This is a genomic window from Mucilaginibacter pallidiroseus (genome assembly GCF_007846085.1).
GTDB classification, from domain to species: Bacteria; Bacteroidota; Bacteroidia; order Sphingobacteriales; family Sphingobacteriaceae; genus Mucilaginibacter; species Mucilaginibacter pallidiroseus.
Map to the genome: position 1 here is coordinate 124755 of NZ_VOEJ01000008.1, position 18508 is coordinate 143262.

Annotated in this window: 18 protein-coding genes; 10 read left to right on the forward strand and 8 right to left on the reverse strand. The window is 44.3% G+C overall.

Annotated elements, in window-relative coordinates; genetic code table 11:
* Positions 1 to 78 precede the first annotated feature (78 nt).
* Positions 79 to 471: a DUF5071 domain-containing protein gene (locus FPZ43_RS16135; protein ID WP_146382967.1), complete on the reverse strand. Its 393-nt coding sequence runs from the start codon at positions 469 to 471 to the stop codon at positions 79 to 81.
* 253 nt (positions 472 to 724) lie between these two features.
* Here FPZ43_RS16135 and FPZ43_RS16140 point away from each other — a divergent pair, with 253 nt between their 5' ends.
* The 7 genes from FPZ43_RS16140 (at position 725) to FPZ43_RS16170 (ending at position 8963) form a co-directional block, all read left to right on the forward strand.
* Positions 725 to 2359, forward strand: coding sequence for a gliding motility protein RemB (locus tag FPZ43_RS16140; RefSeq protein WP_261381105.1), 1635 nt, complete (start codon positions 725 to 727; stop codon positions 2357 to 2359).
* A gap of 340 nt (positions 2360 to 2699) precedes the next feature.
* On the forward strand, positions 2700 to 3845 hold the full coding sequence (locus FPZ43_RS16145) for a BamA/TamA family outer membrane protein (protein WP_146382968.1): 1146 nt from the start codon (positions 2700 to 2702) through the stop codon (positions 3843 to 3845).
* Positions 3846 to 4011: 166 nt separating this feature from the next.
* Positions 4012 to 5265 (forward strand): DUF2130 domain-containing protein, encoded by a 1254-nt coding sequence (locus tag FPZ43_RS16150; protein WP_146382969.1) that lies wholly within the window; start codon positions 4012 to 4014, stop codon positions 5263 to 5265.
* A 120-nt stretch (positions 5266 to 5385) separates the two neighbouring features.
* Positions 5386 to 6450, forward strand: a complete 1065-nt coding sequence (locus tag FPZ43_RS16155; protein ID WP_146382970.1) for a M20 family metallo-hydrolase — start codon at positions 5386 to 5388, stop codon at positions 6448 to 6450.
* A 160-nt stretch (positions 6451 to 6610) separates the two neighbouring features.
* Complete coding sequence (gene argH / locus FPZ43_RS16160; RefSeq protein ID WP_146382971.1) at positions 6611 to 7945, forward strand: argininosuccinate lyase; 1335 nt, start codon at positions 6611 to 6613, stop codon at positions 7943 to 7945.
* Positions 7946 to 7956: 11 nt separating this feature from the next.
* Positions 7957 to 8157 (forward strand): YwbE family protein, encoded by a 201-nt coding sequence (locus tag FPZ43_RS16165; protein ID WP_146382972.1) that lies wholly within the window; start codon positions 7957 to 7959, stop codon positions 8155 to 8157.
* Between the two features lie 116 nt (positions 8158 to 8273).
* Positions 8274 to 8963: a DUF1345 domain-containing protein gene (locus FPZ43_RS16170; RefSeq protein WP_261381106.1), complete on the forward strand. Its 690-nt coding sequence runs from the start codon at positions 8274 to 8276 to the stop codon at positions 8961 to 8963.
* A 335-nt stretch (positions 8964 to 9298) separates the two neighbouring features.
* Here FPZ43_RS16170 and FPZ43_RS16175 read toward each other — a convergent pair whose 3' ends face one another.
* On the reverse strand, positions 9299 to 10597 hold the full coding sequence (locus tag FPZ43_RS16175; protein ID WP_146382973.1) for an MFS transporter: 1299 nt from the start codon (positions 10595 to 10597) through the stop codon (positions 9299 to 9301).
* 120 nt (positions 10598 to 10717) lie between these two features.
* On the opposite strand from FPZ43_RS16175, the gene FPZ43_RS16180 reads away from it, so the two are divergent.
* Entirely contained in the window at positions 10718 to 12004 is a 1287-nt protein-coding gene (locus FPZ43_RS16180; RefSeq protein ID WP_146382974.1) for a DUF2851 family protein, read from the forward strand.
* Between the two features lies 1 nt (position 12005).
* On the forward strand, positions 12006 to 12227 hold the full coding sequence (locus FPZ43_RS16185; RefSeq protein ID WP_146382975.1) for a PspC domain-containing protein: 222 nt from the start codon (positions 12006 to 12008) through the stop codon (positions 12225 to 12227).
* 296 nt (positions 12228 to 12523) lie between these two features.
* Here the strand turns inward: FPZ43_RS16185 and FPZ43_RS16190 are convergent, their stop codons facing one another.
* The 3 genes from FPZ43_RS16190 to FPZ43_RS16200 all read right to left on the reverse strand — a co-directional run bounded on the left by FPZ43_RS16190 (position 12524) and on the right by FPZ43_RS16200 (position 14720).
* Positions 12524 to 12829 (reverse strand): GIY-YIG nuclease family protein, encoded by a 306-nt coding sequence (locus FPZ43_RS16190; protein WP_146382976.1) that lies wholly within the window; start codon positions 12827 to 12829, stop codon positions 12524 to 12526.
* 95 nt (positions 12830 to 12924) lie between these two features.
* Positions 12925 to 13842 (reverse strand): DUF72 domain-containing protein, encoded by a 918-nt coding sequence (locus FPZ43_RS16195; RefSeq protein WP_146382977.1) that lies wholly within the window; start codon positions 13840 to 13842, stop codon positions 12925 to 12927.
* Positions 13843 to 13964: 122 nt separating this feature from the next.
* Positions 13965 to 14720: an SDR family oxidoreductase gene (locus tag FPZ43_RS16200; protein WP_146382978.1), complete on the reverse strand. Its 756-nt coding sequence runs from the start codon at positions 14718 to 14720 to the stop codon at positions 13965 to 13967.
* A 245-nt stretch (positions 14721 to 14965) separates the two neighbouring features.
* Here FPZ43_RS16200 and FPZ43_RS16205 point away from each other — a divergent pair, with 245 nt between their 5' ends.
* On the forward strand, positions 14966 to 16312 hold the full coding sequence (locus FPZ43_RS16205; protein WP_146382979.1) for a serine hydrolase domain-containing protein: 1347 nt from the start codon (positions 14966 to 14968) through the stop codon (positions 16310 to 16312).
* Positions 16313 to 16330: 18 nt separating this feature from the next.
* Here the strand turns inward: FPZ43_RS16205 and FPZ43_RS16210 are convergent, their stop codons facing one another.
* The 3 genes from FPZ43_RS16210 to FPZ43_RS16220 form a co-directional block, all read right to left on the reverse strand.
* Positions 16331 to 16516 carry a hypothetical protein gene (locus FPZ43_RS16210; protein WP_146382980.1) on the reverse strand — a complete coding sequence of 62 codons (186 nt, stop codon included), beginning with the start codon at positions 16514 to 16516 and terminating at the stop codon, positions 16331 to 16333.
* A 285-nt stretch (positions 16517 to 16801) separates the two neighbouring features.
* Positions 16802 to 17539 carry a DNA-formamidopyrimidine glycosylase family protein gene (locus FPZ43_RS16215; RefSeq protein ID WP_146382981.1) on the reverse strand — a complete coding sequence of 246 codons (738 nt, stop codon included), beginning with the start codon at positions 17537 to 17539 and terminating at the stop codon, positions 16802 to 16804.
* 42 nt (positions 17540 to 17581) lie between these two features.
* Positions 17582 to 18439 (reverse strand): YitT family protein, encoded by an 858-nt coding sequence (locus FPZ43_RS16220; protein WP_146382982.1) that lies wholly within the window; start codon positions 18437 to 18439, stop codon positions 17582 to 17584.
* Between the last annotated feature and the right edge of the window lie 69 nt (positions 18440 to 18508).

The window sequence follows — 18508 nt, forward strand, 5'->3', positions numbered from 1 at the left end:
ACCAATTAAATTAGGGCTGGGGATTTAACAAAAATTAACCAATCGCAGCGGCGCCTTATCGCGTTAGTATAGCAGGATTTAATTGCACAGGGATTTATTTGCGAGAACTATCTTTGCAAGATGCTCTACCTCATCTTCTAATTCCATAGTTGTCGGGTGTTCTGCAATTCTTTTTATGGCCGTAAAGAGGTCGGGATCGAGCTTTTCTGTCGATTTACTGACCAAAATAATTGCGTTATACGCCCATATACTATCGTTTGTATTTAAAATGTATTTTAATTCCCGAGCTATCTTATTTATATGGGGCGCAAAATAGTTGATGATTTCATGTGCAATATCCCAATGCAAATCCTGGATACATTCTAATAATTGAGGAACATCTTCCCTCACTTTTTCAATCGGCAATGTAAAAAGAATGCGAATAGCCCCCATGTCTGATTTATGTTTAGGAATGTAGTTTTTGTGTGGCATAGGTTTAGTGATTAATTCAGTTGGGAGGTTGAGATTTTAAATTCTAGGATTTTGCAGATTGATTTCTCATAAGATTACTCGTACATCATAATTTGAGTAAGCTTTGTTCGTCATGTCTTTTCAATTAGTTTCGAAATTATAAACTTATAATATTGTAAAAGCTTTCCCAATAAAATTATCTAACAACCGTCATCCTCATTTATTTACTGTGCCCATTTTACCATTACAATAAATAATACTTATTTTGCTGCGTATGCAAAAAAACATTTTAAGGGTTACGGGTAGGGCTATGGTATTGGCAACTTCTTTGTTTGCTTTTGCTCAAAACGCCAAAGCCCAGTCGGTACCGCTCCCACAATCTTACCAGTTCAATCAAAAATTTAATGCCGATGTATACTCGAAAAGTAACAGCATACACACTACGTTAAGGCCATTTTTGATAGACAGTACTTTACAACGCCGTTATAATGAGCTGATGAATGTTGGGGTTGACAGCACCCGTAAAAACTGGTTTTTGCGCAAATTATTTAACGAGCACTTGTTCGAAGTAAACGAAAAGGACTATACCTTTTACGCGGATTTATTGACAGAAAACCTGATTGGCTACGATTTTAAAAATAAAAGCAAACCCGCTAACTTTAAACCTGTTGGTTTTATATTAAAATCTAAATATGGGCTTAATACGCGTGGTTTCCAGGCGGGTGGTACAATAGGTAAAAAGTTTTCTTTTTACACCAGCGGTTACGAGAATCAGGCAGTGTTTGCCGATTACTATGCTGATTACGTAAGCCAAACTGGCATGGTACCGGGCCAGGCTTATGACCGCAACTTTGGAAAGCTCGAGAAAGATTGGTCGTACGTTACGGCTATCCTGTCATATACGCCAATTCAGTCGCTGAACATTACACTCGGTCAGGATAAAACTTTTATAGGCGATGGTTACCGCTCTATACTTTTATCAGATTATGCAGCCAATTACCCTATGCTGCGCGTAACGGCTAACTTTGGCCCGGTGCAATACATGGCCATGTGGGCATACTTGCAGGATTTCCGTGAAACCAAGTTTGATACCTTTGGAAGTAACAGGCGCAAATGGGGACTTTTCCACTATGCCGACTGGAACGTGAATAGCGACCTATCTTTAGGCTTTTTTAACGCCTATATTGCCCCCGAGGCCGACGATCAGGGTAACCGCCGCGGCTTTGATGTTAATTTTATTAATCCTGTGTTTTTTGCAAGTAGCCTCGGCCCATCAAACTTGCCGGGTAGCGCATTGTTCGGCTTTACAGGCAAGTACAAGGTGTTTGACAAGTCGGCCCTATACTCGCAGGTATTGTTTGATAAGTTGGAATCGACTACCGGTAAGCAAAATACAGGCTCGTTCCAGGTGGGATTACGCGGTGCCGATATCGGTGGTATAAAAAACTTCAACTACCTTGTTGAGTACAATACTTCAAAGCCATATACTTATGCTGATGAAAGGTCAATCACTGCTTATACCTTTGACAGGCAGCCCATGGCACACCCGTTTGGTGCTAACTTTAAAGAGATATTAGGAATTTTAAATTATACCACCGGTCGGTTTGATTTTCAGGGTCAGGCACTTTACGGCAAATACGGCCGTGACGTAGCTGCTACCGATAACAGCGGGAAAGACGTCAATAAACCTTTTGAAACCAGCGCAGGTACAAGCACGGGCCAGGGCCTTAATACCAAACTTTACTATGCCGAAGGTACGGTATCATACATGCTGAACCCGAAATACAACCTGCGTTTTGAAGTGGGCGGCATTTACCGTAAGGAGAAGAATGCGCTTACCGAGCAAAATACAGCCATGATAACCTTTGGCTTGCGCAGTAGCTTCCGCAACCTTTACCACGATTTTTAGTAGTATCTAAATACTCAGGCTTGCCAATAAGCAAGCTAAAACAAAAGCAGCCGCTTCTTCCGGCTGCTTTTGTTTTATAATAATAAATCGCCTCACTTCGTAACATAATTACTTATTATGCGTTAAGCCATTGTTAAAAATGCAAAGTTAAATCGCTTTAATTGCAAATCACATCTGCCAATATCTTATAAATGAGGTATTAACCCCCGGCAGCTAATTGCAATGATATCGGCTATGCCGAATGTGAACAAGCGGTTTAAAGGTTTAACACCTTTGATTTTATCAGGACATGTAACGCCCTACCCGGTAAATCAGCATCATACCCTTTGAAAACGCTTTAATGAAACTTACAAGGTTAATCCTGCTAATATTGGCAGCTTACTTTTACAGCAAAGGCTCGGCCTATGCGCAGCAGCCCGAGAAGCGCTCCTGGCTGGGGCGGCAGGTGCATCGCTTGTTAAATGACACATCGTCTGCCGGGCAGGCAAGTTTTACCATGTACCCTACGCTTGGTTACGCGCCCGAGACAGGTATTGAAGTTGGTGCCTCAGCCTTAAAACTTTTCCGGGCAAAAAATGATACGCTTAACCGTTTAAGTGAGCTGCAGGCATTTGCTTTTATAACCTTCAACGCCCAGTACGGCCTTTGGCTGGATAACGCGATATATACTGATAAGGACAAATGGTTTTTCCTTGGGCGGACACGTTTGCAGCGCTTCCCGATGTTTTACTATGGCATTGGCCCAAATACAGGCGGCGATAATTATGCCGAGGTGGATGCATTTAACGTGGTTTTTAAACAGCGTGTGCTGCGCAAAATTGTGTCTGATTTTTTTATCGGGCCCGAATTTGATTTTCAAAACCTGTCGTCAGTAAATTTCAAACAACCCGAACAGGGGGCATTTGAGTTGCCCACGGGTAGCAGCGGATCAACAAATATTGGCTATGGCGGCGCATTGGTTTATGATAACAGGCACAATGTGCTCAATGTGCGTAAAGGTTTTTTCAGTGAGGTATCATACCTGCACTACAAATCATCATTGGGTAGCAGCAATAGTTTTAATACGGTAAATGTTGATGTACGATCTTTCCACCCCATGGGTAAGCGCAATGTGCTTGCATGGCAGGTTGTAGGTAATTTTCAAACCGGTAATGTGCCTTTCAATCAACTGGCCATGATGGGTGGCGACATGATTACCAGGGGTTATTACCAGGGCCGCTACCGCGATAAGGATTTGATTGCCACCCAGGCCGAGTTCAGGATGCTGCCTTTTCCTTTTCATAAGCGCCTTGGTGCATCGGTGTTTGCAGCCACTGCGGTTGTGGCACCATCGTTAAGCGCTATTTCTGCTAAAAACATCAGGCCAACAGGCGGGTTTGGCCTGCGGTATCTGCTTTTCCCGAAAAAAGATATTTACTTAAGGTTTGATGTGGGCTTCTCCAAAGAAGGCGCTAATTTTTATGTATTTAATGGCGAGGCGTTTTAACAACCTCAACTTATCTGCCTGACATTTTTTTTTAATGTTTAGCTGTATGGCCACTTGCGTTTAGGTTAGCGGCACGTAAGCTTTGTCCATTTTTGCATCAACGCGCAGCAAAATTTTTATCTTTGAAAAAGCACCCGTTTCAATGGTGCGCTATCTCTAATTAATTATGGCAACAGAAGTAAAGTGCCCAAGCTGCGGTCACGGCTTCCCGATAGAGGAAGTAATGGCCGAGGAATATAAAAAAGAGCTAAGGCTGAAGATGCAGGATTACACCCGCCAAAAGGAAGAGGAGTATCGTAAAAAGGATGAAGAGTTTGCCGGAAGGGAACGCCAGCAGCAACAAGCCTTTGAGCAAAAGTTAGCCGCCGAAAAGCAATTGTTGCAGCAGAGCCTTGAGCAAGGTTTGCGCAAGGCTATAGCAAGTGACTTTGAGAATCAGCTTACTATGCTGCAAAAATCTGTTCAGGATAGTGCCGAAAAGCTAAAGGAGTCGCGCCAAAAGGAACTTGAATATCTGCAGCGCGAACAATCGCTTAAGCAAAAAGAAGAGGAGCTTGAAATTGCCCTGCAGCGCAAATTGCAGGAGCAGCGTGCCGAAATAAGCGAGCAGATCCGCAAGCAGGAAATCGAAAAACAAACCATTAAAGATACGGAGTATCAGCTAAGGCTTAAAGAGCTTGAAAAGCAACTGGAAGACCAAAAGCGCCTGGCCGACGAAATGAAACGCAAGGCCGAGCAGGGCTCTATGCAGTTGCAGGGCGAAGCTCAGGAGCTGATCCTCGAGGAGCTGTTACGCACCTATTTCCCTTTCGATATGATAAGCGAGGTAGGCAAGGGCGTACGCGGTGCCGACTGTGTACAAACCGTGCGTAACCAGTTTGGGCAGGAGTGTGGCCGCATTATTTATGAAAGCAAGCGCACAACAGCTTTCTCTAATGATTGGATTGAGAAGCTCAAAAAAGATATGCGCGCCATGGGCGTAGATGTTGCCGTGATTGTTACGCAATGCTACCCAAAAGGGATGGATTGCTTTGGCGAGCGCGACGGTGTTTGGATTTGCAGCTTTGATGAGGTTAAGGCGGTATCGTACATTCTTCGCGATGGTGTAGTAAAACTCTCCAACCTGGCAAAAGCGCAAGAGGGTAAAGGCGATAAAATGCACCTGTTGTATGATTACCTTACCAGCAGCGAATTTTCCGAGCAGTGGAAGGCAATACGCGAGGGTTACATGAGTATGCGCTTATCAATCCAAAAAGAGCGTGATGCAATGGAACGTCTGTGGAAATCGCGCGAGAAACAGCTGGAGAAGGTCTTGTTAAATGCAGCACACATTAAAGGCTCGATAGAAGGCATAGCCGGTAACGATGTAATTCATCTTAGCCTTGGCGATGACGACGACGAGCCTTTGTTGCTTGATTAAGCGATGTCTTACGCTGACGGCAGGCGGTTTGCTGTATTAAGTAAACATCAAGTTATTGTGATTGCTTTATGCCGCGTTAAGGGAAGTGCATAAAAAGTTTAATTTTGCGTATTATAATCTATGGCCGATATAACTGTATTATCGCAACAGGCTTTGCAACTGTTGCAGCAACTCATCTCGATACCATCATTTAGCAAAGAGGAAGACCGCACTGCCGACCTGATTGAGCAGACATTGCAATATCATGGTGTGCAAACGCAGCGCAAGCTTAATAATATCTGGGCCTACAATAAATACTTTGACGAGGCAAAGCCAACCATTTTGCTTAACTCGCACCATGACACCGTAAAGCCCAACTCGGGCTACACTCGCGACCCATACGATGCTAAAATTGAGGACGGTAAATTGTATGGCCTGGGCAGCAATGATGCAGGCGGTTGCCTGGTATCGCTGATATCGGTTTTTTTATACTTTTTTGATAAGCAGGATCTTAAATATAATTTTTGCCTGGCCACAACCGCAGAGGAAGAAATATCCGGCGTAAATGGGCTGGAGCTGATTATACCTGAGTTGGGCAAACTTGAGTTTGGTATTGTTGGCGAGCCCACACTTATGGACCTTGCCATTGCCGAACGCGGCCTGATGGTTTTGGATTGTACAGCATACGGCAAAGCCGGCCATGCCGCCCGCGAAGAGGGCGATAATGCCATCTACAAAGCACTCGCAGATATCGAATGGTTCCGCACGTTCAGGTTTCCGAAAGAGTCAGAGGTCTTCGGGCCGATAAAAATGTCGGTGACAATTATCAACGCAGGTTCGCAGCACAATGTAGTGCCGGCAAGCTGCGTTTTTACGGTTGATGTAAGGGTAACGGATGCTTACCGCAACGAGGAAGTACTGGAAATTATCCGTCAGCATGTAAGCAGCGATGTAAAACCACGCAGTATTCGTTTAAAACCATCATCTATTGATAAAAATCACGCTTTTGTGCAGGCGGGTATAGCGCTGGGTAAAGCCACCTATGGCTCGCCAACCACATCCGACCAATCACTGCTGGATATCCCGTCCATCAAGATTGGTCCCGGTGATTCGGCTCGTTCGCACTCTGCCGACGAATTTATTTATGTAGACGAGATAGCCAACGGCATCGAAACTTATATCGCGATGCTGGAAAAGATTGTTTAGGGTTTGCATTTTAATATAGAATGTCGTTGCGAGGAGCGTAGCGACGTGGCAATCTCATCGCCTGATATTGCCCGCGAAGGGATTAACACGCTATCGCTCGTAATGACATTCGGAAGGTGTCCCCTCATCAAACCAATACATTTAATTTTATATTTGCAGCATGGCTAAATTATGGCAGAAAACCACTAACGTAGATAAACTGGTTGAAAACTTTACCGTGAGCCGCGACCGCGAACTGGACAGGCAAATGGCTGCATTTGATGTGCTTGGTTCCCTTGCCCACACCCGCATGCTGGAGTCGATAGGGTTGATGGAAAAAAGTGACCTTGAATTGGTGCAACGCGAGTTGAAATTGATTTATGCCGACATCGAAAACGATAATTTTGAAATAGAAGCTGATGTGGAAGATGTGCATTCGCAGGTTGAAATGCTGCTTACCCAACGCATTGGCGATGCCGGTAAAAAAATCCATAGCGGCCGCTCTCGTAACGACCAGGTACTGGTTGACCTGAAGTTGTTTTTTAGGAGCCAGTTGCAACAGGTTGTTGAAGAAACGCAAAAGCTATTTAACCAACTCATATCGCTTAGCAACGAGCATAAAGATGTTTTGCTGCCCGGCTATACGCATTTGCAGGTAGCCATGCCATCATCGTTCGGCCTTTGGTTTGGCGCATATGCTGAGGCTTTGGTTGATGATTTGGAAATGGTTTTGGCTGCATGGAAAATAACCAATAAAAACCCTTTGGGTTCTGCAGCGGGTTATGGTTCATCGTTTCCATTAAACCGTACGCTTACCACAAAGTTGTTAGGGTTTGAAGCCTTGAACTATAACGTAGTTTACGCGCAGATGGGCCGTGGTAAAACCGAGCGTATTATAGCGCAAGCCATATCGGCCGTTGCAGCCACACTTGCCAAAATGGCCATGGATCAGTGTTTATACCTGAGCCAGAATTTTGGGTTTGTAAGCTATCCGGAAAACCTGACGACAGGCAGCAGTATTATGCCGCACAAAAAAAATCCAGATGTTTGGGAAATAATGCGTGGTAAATGTAACCGTTTACAGGCGCTGCCCAATGATGTAGCCATGATGACCACTAACCTGCCATCGGGCTATCACCGCGAGCTGCAACTGCTTAAAGAATTGTTGTTCCCGGCCTTTGCCGACCTTAACGACTGCCTGCACATGGCTACATTTATGTTGCAGAATATCTCGGTAAACAAAAATATCCTGGACGATCCTAAATACGCTTACCTGTTTAGTGTTGAAGAAGTAAATAAGTCGGTGTTAAACGGAACGCCTTTCCGCGATGCCTACAAGCAGATAGGTTTGGATATTGAGGCTGGTAACTTTAACCCTGATAAGCAGGTAAACCACACCCACGAGGGCAGTATAGGTAACCTGCAAAATGAGCAAATTACCGCAGCAATGGGCGACGTGGTCGACAGCTTTAACTTTAAAAAAGTGGAAGAAGCAATTAGCTGGCTGGTTAAATAATTTATAACAACATGCACGGACGAAACAGAGCGGACATTTATCCCGGCCTTGAGGTTGATATTATTTTGAAGAAGGACCAGCGCAGCGGCAAGCTTACCCGTGGTGTGGTTGCCAATTTGCTTACCAGCGCTGCCTACCATTCGCGCGGTATAAAGGTACGCCTGGAAGACGGGCAAGTAGGCCGGGTTGCAAACATTGTTGAAGAGGATTAGTTTAGTGCATAGTCAATGGTTCATAGATCATGGCCTCAGCGCTTTAATGATCAGTAAGATAGTTTCATTTTTAATATGATCTACGGACTATTAGCCATCAGCTTAAACTACATAAAGTGCAACCTGTAACCCAACCCGAAAAGAATTTATTGCTTAGGTTAGATGCTCATTACAAGCTGATCATGGCGTTGGTTGTGGGTGCTATTGTGTTTATGTTTGTAAGGCATAAGCCATCGGTTCCGGCTGTTACATTATTGGTTTGGACCAGCATTGCTGCTACTATGATAGTGTTAGATTGGATTGCCTTCATCTGGAGCCACCCAAAAGAAATACGCAAAATAGTTACGCTTGAGGATTCCAGTCGTGTGGTGATATTCTTAATCACCATGTCGGCCGCACTGGTTAGTTTGCTGGCAATTTACCTTTTACTTAAATCAACCAAGGGCCAGTCGGAAGAGGCCATTACCGGCAATGTATTCTTGTCCATGACCGCAGTTGTAGTTTCGTGGTGGATGGTGCATACCGTTTTTACTATGCGTTATGCTCATTTATATTACAGCAAGCAGGAAGGTAGCACAGCCAATAAAGGTGGGCTTGAGTTTCCCGGAAACGACAAGGAGCCCGATTACCTCGACTTTGTGTATTTCTCTTTCGTAATCGGCATGACGTTTCAGGTATCAGACGTGGAGATATCATCCAAACGCATCCGCCGCCTTGCCTGGGCACACGGGCTTATTTCTTTTGCTTTCAATACCGCAATCGTGGCGTTGAGTATTAATGTTATTTCGGGGCTGGTATCAAAGTAAAAACGCCCATGTCATGCTGAGGAACGAAGCATCTATTTACCGATTTGCAATTCTACTACTTACATGGTGCTTATCGGATTCTTCACTGCGTTCAGACGGACAAAAGAGAAAAAAACGCCCATGTCATGCTGAGGAACGAAGCATCTACTTTTTGATTTGCAATTCTACTACTTACATAGTGCCTATTAGATTCTTCACTGCGTTCAGAATGACAAAAGAGAAAAAAACGCCCATGTCATGCTGAGGAACGAAGCATCTACTTTTTGATTTGCAATTCTACTACTTACATAGTGCCTATTAGATTCTTCACTACGTTCAGAATGACAGGTAGGGCATTACTCACCCTCAATCTTAGAATGCTTCTGCGTATCATTCATAAATGAATACACCAGCAGCGATACCAGAATGCATCCTGTAACGTACCAGTAAAACCAGTTTTCATGGCCAAGTTCTTTAAATTTCAGGGCAAGGTACTCTGCCGAGCCGCCGAATATAGATACGGCTATAGCATAAGGAAAGCCAACACCCAATGCACGAATATGCGCCGGGAAAAGTTCGGCCTTTACAACGGCGTTGATAGAGGTGTAGTTGCTCACAATAAGCAGCGCCACCATAATTAATCCGAATGCTGCCCAAAAACTTGCCGTCGTGCTCAGGAAGGTAAAAATAGGCACAGTTGTAAGCGTGCCAAGTATGCCGAACGCTTTTAGCATAGGTTTGCGGCCAATCCTGTCAGACAGGTAACCATACAGCGGCTGCACCAACATGAAAACTACAAGTGTTAGGGTAGATATCAGCGTAGCCTCGCTTTTGGTAAAGCCATTGGTATTAACCAAAAACTTTTGCATGTAAGTAGTAAAAGTGTAAAAGGCAATGGTACCGCCCAGGGTAAGGCCAATTACTGTTAAAACAGCTTTAGGGTGCTGCGCCAGTGCACGCATGGTGCCTCGCGCATCCTTGCTTTTACTTTCTTCTTTAAACGAGTTTGACTCCTGCAGGCTGCGCCTCAAATACATTACAATAATAGCCAGCGCAGCACCAATAGCAAATGGTATACGCCAGCCAAAGCTGTGCAATTGCTTATCTGTCAAAAATACGCGTTGCAAAAGTATAAGCACACCCAGCGCCAGCAGTTGCCCCATAATAAGCGTAACGTACTGAAAGCTGGAGTAAAAGCCCCTGTTTTTCTTGGTAGCCATTTCGCTTAGGTAGGTAGCGCTGGTGCCGTATTCGCCGCCTACGCTTATGCCTTGCACAATGCGGGCCAGCACCAATAAAATAGGGGCGGCTATGCCAATTGTGTTATACTCGGGCGTAATGGCAATAATAAGCGAGCCCGCACTCATAAGTAATACAGAAAATGTGAGTGCAGTTTTGCGTCCGCGTTTATCGGCAAAGGTGCCCATTATCCAGCCGCCTATGGGCCGCATTAAAAACCCTATGGCAAATATGCCGGCGGTGTTGAGTAACTGGGCAGTTTGATTGTCTGACGGGAAAAACGCCCCGGCAAAGTAGAGTGAAAACGCAGAGTAAACATACCAATCGTACCATTCGACCAGGTTGCCCAGCGACCCGCCGATGATTGACCATACCCGGCTTTGCGTGGCAGGAGTATTACTATTGATTAAACTCATGCAGGCAAGATACTAAGTTGCCTTTGAACTGCATAGCCCTGCAAATTGCCCAGGCAATAATTGTTATCGGGCTTTAGCAGCAAGATTGCTTAATCACCCCAAAATGTTATATATTGGTATATGCTTTTCACGGAAGATTTTTTGCACTATGTATGGAAGTTCAAGCTGTTTAACAGGATTGGTTTGCGTACAGCAGGTGGCGAAGAATTGGAGGTTTTATCTGCCGGGCAGCACAACCATAACGCCGGGCCCGATTTCCATAACGCAAGGATCCGCATAGGCGAAACCACCTGGGCCGGTAACGCCGAGCTCCATATATCTGCCAGCGACTGGCAAAGGCACGGGCATACCACGGACGGCGCCTATGATAACGTGATTTTGCATGTAGTTTATCACAATGATGTGCAACTCATGCGCGCCGACGGCAAACCGGTGCCAACTCTGGAACTGAAAAACCGCATCCCTGAAGAGTTGTACGGGCGCTATCATAATTTGGTATTTGGAAACCAAAGCATCATACCCTGCGAAGCCAATATCAACACTGTTGATGGCATTACGATGCAAAACTGGCTCACAAGGATATTGGTTGAGCGGTTAGAAAAGCGCTCGGAAGCGGTAATAGCTGCGCTAAACCACAACCGTGGCGACTGGGAAGAAACTTTCTACCAGTTTTTAGCAGCCAATTTTGGCTTCAAAATAAATGCGCTTCCTTTTGAATTGATGGCCAAATCGTTACCTCAAAATATGTTGGCCAAGCATAAAAATAGTCCGCTGCAAATTGAGGCGCTGATATTTGGCCAGGCAGGTTTTTTGAGAGACGATTTAACTGAAGATTATCCACAGCAGCTTAAACGGGAGTACGACTTTTTGCGCAAAAAATATAACCTGCAACCCATTGAGCAGCACTTGTGGAAGTTTATGCGAATGCGGCCTCAAAATTTCCCTACCATTAGGTTGGCACAGTTTGCGGCCTTGATATTGCAATCTAATCACCTGTTTTCAAAAGTAATGGAAACTGAAGATGTAGCCTCGCTGCGTAAGCTGTTCAGCAGTATTGAGATAAATCATTATTGGGAAACACACTATCACTTCGGGAAGGAATCAAAGCCGTTGGGCAAAAGTTTGGGCACTGCATCGATAAATACAATTTTGCTAAACACCGTGACGTTATTTTTGTTTAGCTATGGTAGGCATCTGCAGCTACAGCACTTTGTGAACCGTGCTTTAAAACTATTGGAGAATATACCGGGCGAGCAAAATAATATAACCGCAGATTTTAGTAGCTTAGGGCTGAAAATAAACTCTGCGTTCGAGTCTCAGGCTTTTCTCGAATTAAAAAACAGTTATTGCAACCATAAAAAATGCTTGCAATGTGGTGTAGGTATTAAAATTTTAAAACCCGCTTAATATGTTGCAAAGTATAATAACTTTTTTTGAGCGCTACTCCTTTGGGGTTTGCACTTACCTGGGCGAGCGTTTTAGCATTTCAATCGCCAAAATCAGGTTGTTTTTTATTTACTCATCTTTCCTGGCGGTGGGTTTCCCGCTTATATTTTATTTCTTCGCAGGCATTGTGCTTGACATCCGCAATTTTGTTAAACGCAAGAGAGCGCGAGCGCTGGATATGTGATTATTTATCGTAGATAATAAAGTAACCGAAATTCCATCAAATTGGTAAGTCATGCTGAACTTGTTTCAGCATCCCATATCCAAATCCACTCGTCTTGATGAGGTGCCGAAATAAATTCGGCATGACTCTGATTAGTTTTGATTGATGCTAAATATCCGCTATCGGTCATGCTGAACTTGTCTAAGCATCCCACATGCAAATAAAATGGCCCTGATCAGATGCCGAACTAAATTCGGCAGGTCGTGTTTTTTACCCTGTCCTGCTGAACTTGTTTCAGCCTCTCACGTGCTTAGTGTTTACGGCAAATCCAAATTTGTCTTCAGATCAAGCATTTGAGGGTTGACAGATTGAATCAGGTTTACCTTCCAGTCTTTATGCCAGTTTTTTAGTTGTTTTTCCCTGTCGATAGCGTCGCCAATACGTTCGAAATATTCATAATAAACTAAATCGAACAGCTTGTACTTCTTCACAAATTGCGATCCCTGATTATTAATGTGCTGCCATACTCTTGTTTTAAGGTCCGATGTGACGCCTATATAGAAAGTTGTTCTATACTCATTACTCATTATGTAAACATGGCCTTGCTTGAAAGTGTATAGCATTTTAATAACATTTAATTATGGCTACCTATCTGTGGGATGCCGAAATAAATTCGGCATGACCTGTTTGGGCTTAATATAGGTTTCACACTAAATTGCTAATCAAACAACCCTTTATCCTTGTTAATAAACTGTGGGCGCGGGATGCTCAGGCCCAGGCGGGTGTTTAGCTTGTTGATTACATAGTCGCATAGTTCGGGCGAGTAACGTTCATCGTGCTGGTGCATAAAAAAATACACCGATTTAAGGCCTTCCTCTTTCCACTGTACAATACGATCTACCCATTCATCGCAGCGGGTATAGTCGGTGCGGTGCAGGCTATTACCCACAAAACGGATAAAGGCATGAGGCGTTGGCAGCATCATGTGCAGGCAATCGCGGCGACCGCTGGCATCGGTAATGATGGAGCCGATGTTAAGCCGCTTAAACAGGTTGAAAGCAGCTTCGCGGTGTTCGGTAACGCTAAACCAATCTTTGTGGCGCAACTCTACAAACACCAGCACATCGGTTGGCAAGTGTTCCAGGTAAGCGGTAAGCTCGGGCAGATTTTTCGGGCCAAAGTTATCGCTCAGCTGTAAAAATAAAGGCCCCAGCTTATCTCCAAAGGCCATAATGCCTTCATAGTACTGTGTGGTGATTTCTTCTGCATTTTTCAGCCTGCGTATGTGGCTGATGCTCTGCGAAAACTTTGGGCAAAATCTAAATTCGGGATTAGCGTCGGCCTTTTCCTTCCATTTGGCTATGGTTTGCGGGCCGTACACCTGGTAGAAAGTTGCATTCAGTTCAATGCAGTTAAAGTGTTTAACGTACTCATCTAAAAAATTAGCATCCTTGGTTTTTAGCGGATATATTTTGCCAACCCATTCCTTACGGCCCCATTTGGCGCAACCCGCATGTACAGCCAACTCTTGTGTGGGCGCAGCTGCGTTCAATACATCTTTGGTAAAAGCCGGGGTGGGTGGCAGGGTATAATCAATAAGGTCTAATTCAGTTTCGGCAACGCGTCCAAATTCCATTTGCTACTTTTTTTATCAAGGCTAAGATAGGGGATAATCCCAAGTTTTAAAGTTAAGCATACAACAAAAGGGGCCGCGAATGTTTTATCCGCAGCCCCTTTAAACATAATTTGTAATCGATTTTACAAGAACATACCACCTGATGCTTCTATGCGCTGAGCGTTAATCCAGCGTGCATCTTCGGTACATAAAAAGGCAATTACACCGCCAATGTCATCCGGTTGTCCCGGCCGACCAAGCGCCGTGATGGAAGATATAAAATCGTGCATTTGCGGGTGGCTATCAAAAGCTTTTTTGGTAAAGTCGGTTTCAACAATGCCTGGTGCTACCAGGTTGGCTGCAATGCCGCGGCTGCCCAATTCTTTAGCCAGGTATTTTGTGAACACTTCAATCGCGCCTTTCATTGATGCATAGGCTGCGTACCCTGGGGTAGCAAAGCGGGTGAGGCCGGTTGATACGTTAATGATGCGACCGCCATCGGCAATTGTTTGCAGCAGTGTTTGTGTTAAAAAGTAAACACCTTTAAAGTGCACATTAAACAGGTTGTCGAAGTCCTCTTCTGTGGTTTGTGCAAACGGTGAAGCCGCGTCAATCCCGGCGTTGTTTACCAGGAAATCAAATGTGTCGCGGCCCCAATGTTGTTGTAACACGCCGGTAAGCTGAGTTTTAAATTCGGCGAAGGTTGCCACTTTTGACGTATCTAATTGCAGGGCGGCAGCTTTTTGGCCCGCTGCTTCAATTTGCGCTACGGTTTCGTCGGCTTCTTCTTTTTTGCTGCGATAGGTTACAATCACGTCGAACCCTTTAGCTGCTACTTTTAACGCAGCGTTTTTACCAAGACCGCGGCTTCCGCCGGTTATCAATGCTATTTTGCTCATGGTTTCTGTTTTTTCTTTGTTTATGATGTTGATACAAAGGTGCTAACAAACCAACGTCAAAAAATGGTTACAGTTTCCTATAAAATGGTTAACAGTTCAGAATTTTCAGGATAACATTTTTAAGATAGCGCTGTAAGGCATCCGTATAAAACTACATGCCTGTCTAATAATTGCAGGGTTGCCTGTAACAAACTTCTTTGCGGTGTTGTCATATTCCAAAATCTATTAAACACCCCAAACCTGTTATGATTAAAAGATTACTCTCTGTAGGTGCACTTGCCTTAATGCTTAAAGCCACGGCTAATGCCCAAACTATCAATAAAGCAAGATTAGATAGCCTGATGGATATCCTTTCATCCAACAATAAAACCATGGGCAGCCTGGCTGTATCACAAAACGGCAAAATTATTTACCAGCGTGCTGTGGGCTATGCGGCGGTAGATAGCCTGGGCAACCCGGCCATTAATACGAAAACAAAATTCAGAATAGGCTCTATCAGTAAAACATTTACCAGCGTAATAATTATGCAGCTGGTTGAAGAAGGTAAGCTTACCTTGGATACTAAGCTTAGCAAGTTTTATCCGCAAATGCCCAATGCCGATAAAATTACCATGACCATGCTGCTGAACCATCATAGCGGTTTATTTAACCTTACCAATACGCCCGAATTTGAATCATACATGCTTACGCCGCAAACACACGAGCAACTGGTAAGTAAAATGGCAGCCTTAAAGCCCGACTTTGAACCCGGCACAAAATACAAATACAGTAACACCAACTTTATTTTGCTTGCTTACATTGCCGAAAAAGTGAGCGGAAAAGCTTACCCTGAATTGGTTAAGCAACGTGTAGTAAATAAAATTGGTTTAAAGGATACTTACTACGGCGGTAAAATTAATGTTGGTGCTAACGAGGCTTTGCCTTATAGCTATAACGGTAAGAAGTGGGTTTTAAATCCGCAAAGCGACATGAGCATACCATCCGGAGCGGGAGCAATGGTATCTACCCCTGCAGATCTGGACAAGTTTATTGAGGCGTTATTTGCGGGCAAGCTGGTAAGCAAAGCCAGCCTTGACAAAATGCTGCCTGCAACAGATAACTATGGGCTGGGAATTCATAAAATTATCAACGGGGATAAGGTTGGCTACGGGCATGGTGGCGCTATTGATTCATACAGGTCCATACTATCATACTATCCGCAAGATAAATTGGCTATTGCCTATACAGAGAGCGGCGGCACGTACGCACCCGAAACTGTAGAGCAAAGTGTTTTTCAGGTTTATTTTAACAAACCTTTCAAACTGCCAAACTATGCCAAGGTCGCTGCAACAGGGTTAGAAAAATATACAGGTATTTACGCCAGCCCTGCGCTGCCTATTAAAATCACCATTAGTAAAGATAACGGGGCACTTGTGGCGCAGGCAACGGGCCAATCGGCGTTTCCGCTAGATGCTACGGCAACTGCCGATACCTTTGCTTTCGAGCCCGCCGGAATTGAAATGGTCTTCAGGCCGGAGAAAGGCGAGTTTACGCTTAAACAAGGTGGCGGTCAGTTCGTATTCACTAAGGAAAAGCAGAGTAAACGCCTTTAAACAAAAACTGCGGTTTGATTAATCAAACTGCAGTTCCCATTTATCTTCGCCGGCATCAACCACTCTGAAAATAGTGCGTATAACGTGGCTGTTTTGATCTGTCGATTCGATGCGTACTTCTTCGTGATCGTGAAACTCCTGTGTTTTAGGCACCCTTACCGAATTTAAAGTATTTGGGTCGCCGGTGGTGGTTATAGTTTTCATGGTTTTGTTATTAGTTTGATAGCGTAACAACCATAAAATGGATTGGTTTCTGTTTCGTATTCAATTGTATGTATATGCACTCCTATTAAAGTAGCACTCATAACAAGATTATTAGGAGTCCGTCAGTCTTTCGTAGCACTCATCTATGTCTTTGCGAGGAGCGTAGCGACGTGGCAATCACCTCGCGTTCATAGGTAAGCGACGAGATTGCCACGCTATCGCTCGCAATGACATTAATTATGTTTTAAACAACTATTAGTCAGCCTAATCAAGACCTAATAAACGCTACTTATACATCTTTTGGCACTTTTCGCAGTAAAAACTTGTACGATGTGAGCGACCGGTATCCTTACGAATGAACGGTACATGATTTCGCGGACACTCCTTTTGATGATAAGCCTGCCAGTGCTTACTTAAGGTGCCCTGCTTTCGCTGCTCAAAAAACTCGTAGCTATACTTGATAGCTTCGTCAATCATCTCCTTCAACTTTTTATTAGGAATAGCACTCACAAGACTGAGCGGATGAATACGCGACCTAAACAGCACTTCGTTTTTAATAATATTTCCCACGCCCGAAAAGATTTGCTGGTCCATGAGCGCATCGCAAGCTAATAGCTCAGGCTCGTCCAGCATTTTTTTGATGGCTTTTTTGCTGTTCCAGACATCACTCATAATATCAGCCTCCCAATCGTAAATTTCGTCGAGCGGTTGCTCAATCAACTGCAACTGGCAGGCGTAAAAGTTAAGCTCGGTATCATTACTGAATAATAGGTGCAGGCGTGGCGGTTTGGTTGTATGCTCATTGATGCGGTAGGTACCAAACATCATCATGTGGATGCGTACGGTAAACTCAGGAAAGCATATTAAAAAATGCTTGCCCCAAGATTTGAAATTTATAATGGTTTTGCCAATGAGTAAATCAGCATCAATAGCATTGTTGTTGCAACTGGCTTCGGTAATTTTTTGGCCTTTAAACTGCTGGGTCTTTTCCTTGAGTATAAGTATGCTTGGGCCTTCGGGCATGTGTTTGGTTTAGCCCAGGGTTGCAAAGATTACGCCAAACGCTTAGTGCTTTTTACGCTTCAGTAAACCACCGGTAGTGTCATCAACACTTTGCTGAACAATAAAAGCTGCCGGGTCAATCTTAAGCACTTCACGTTTTATGAGCGGCACCTCCAGGCGGGTAGCCACCGTAAATATAATTTCGCGAGGGGCGTTGATGTGGCCGTCTTTTCCATAGCCACTTTTGCCCTGGTACACGGTTACACCACGGCCAAGCTTTTGGGTAACAGCCAAGCGGATTTCCTCGCCTTTGGCAGATATAATGGTTATGCCGGTGTATTGCTCAAGACCGTTCAAAATAAAATCAATCATTTTTGAGGCCGAGAGGTAAGTTAGGATAGAGTATAAGGCTTTTTCAACACCAAGCTGAAATACAGCCACGCCAAATATTACTACGTTAAGTATCAAAATTACATCACTTACACGCACTACCTGCGTTTTTTTACTAACCAGCAGGGCGGCAATTTCGGTTCCGTCCAGCACTGCACCACCACGAATGGCCATGCCTATGCCCGCACCTATAAATACACCGCCAAACACGGCTGTAAGCAGCTTGTCGGGCGTAACATCGGGGAAGTGCATAAACGCAAGTGCAAGCGAGAGGCCTCCAATGGCTGCGGCGCTTTTAAGCGCAAAGCCCATCCCCAGTTTGCGGTAGCCTAATATTAAAAACGGTACATTAATCACAAAGATCAGGACAGAAAGAGGAACATGTGTAAGATCGGCAACCAGTATTGATATACCGGTTACACCACCATCAATAAAATGGCTGGGCAATAAAAATCCCTTCAGGCCCATTCCTGCCGAGAGTATTCCGAGTAAAATTAGAAGTGATTCAATTAAGATGTTCCTTATTTTCATAGTACAGTACACGATGTGGGCTTAAGATAGTAAAAACTTTTTAAAAACCGGTTTGGGGTAGCCCAAAGG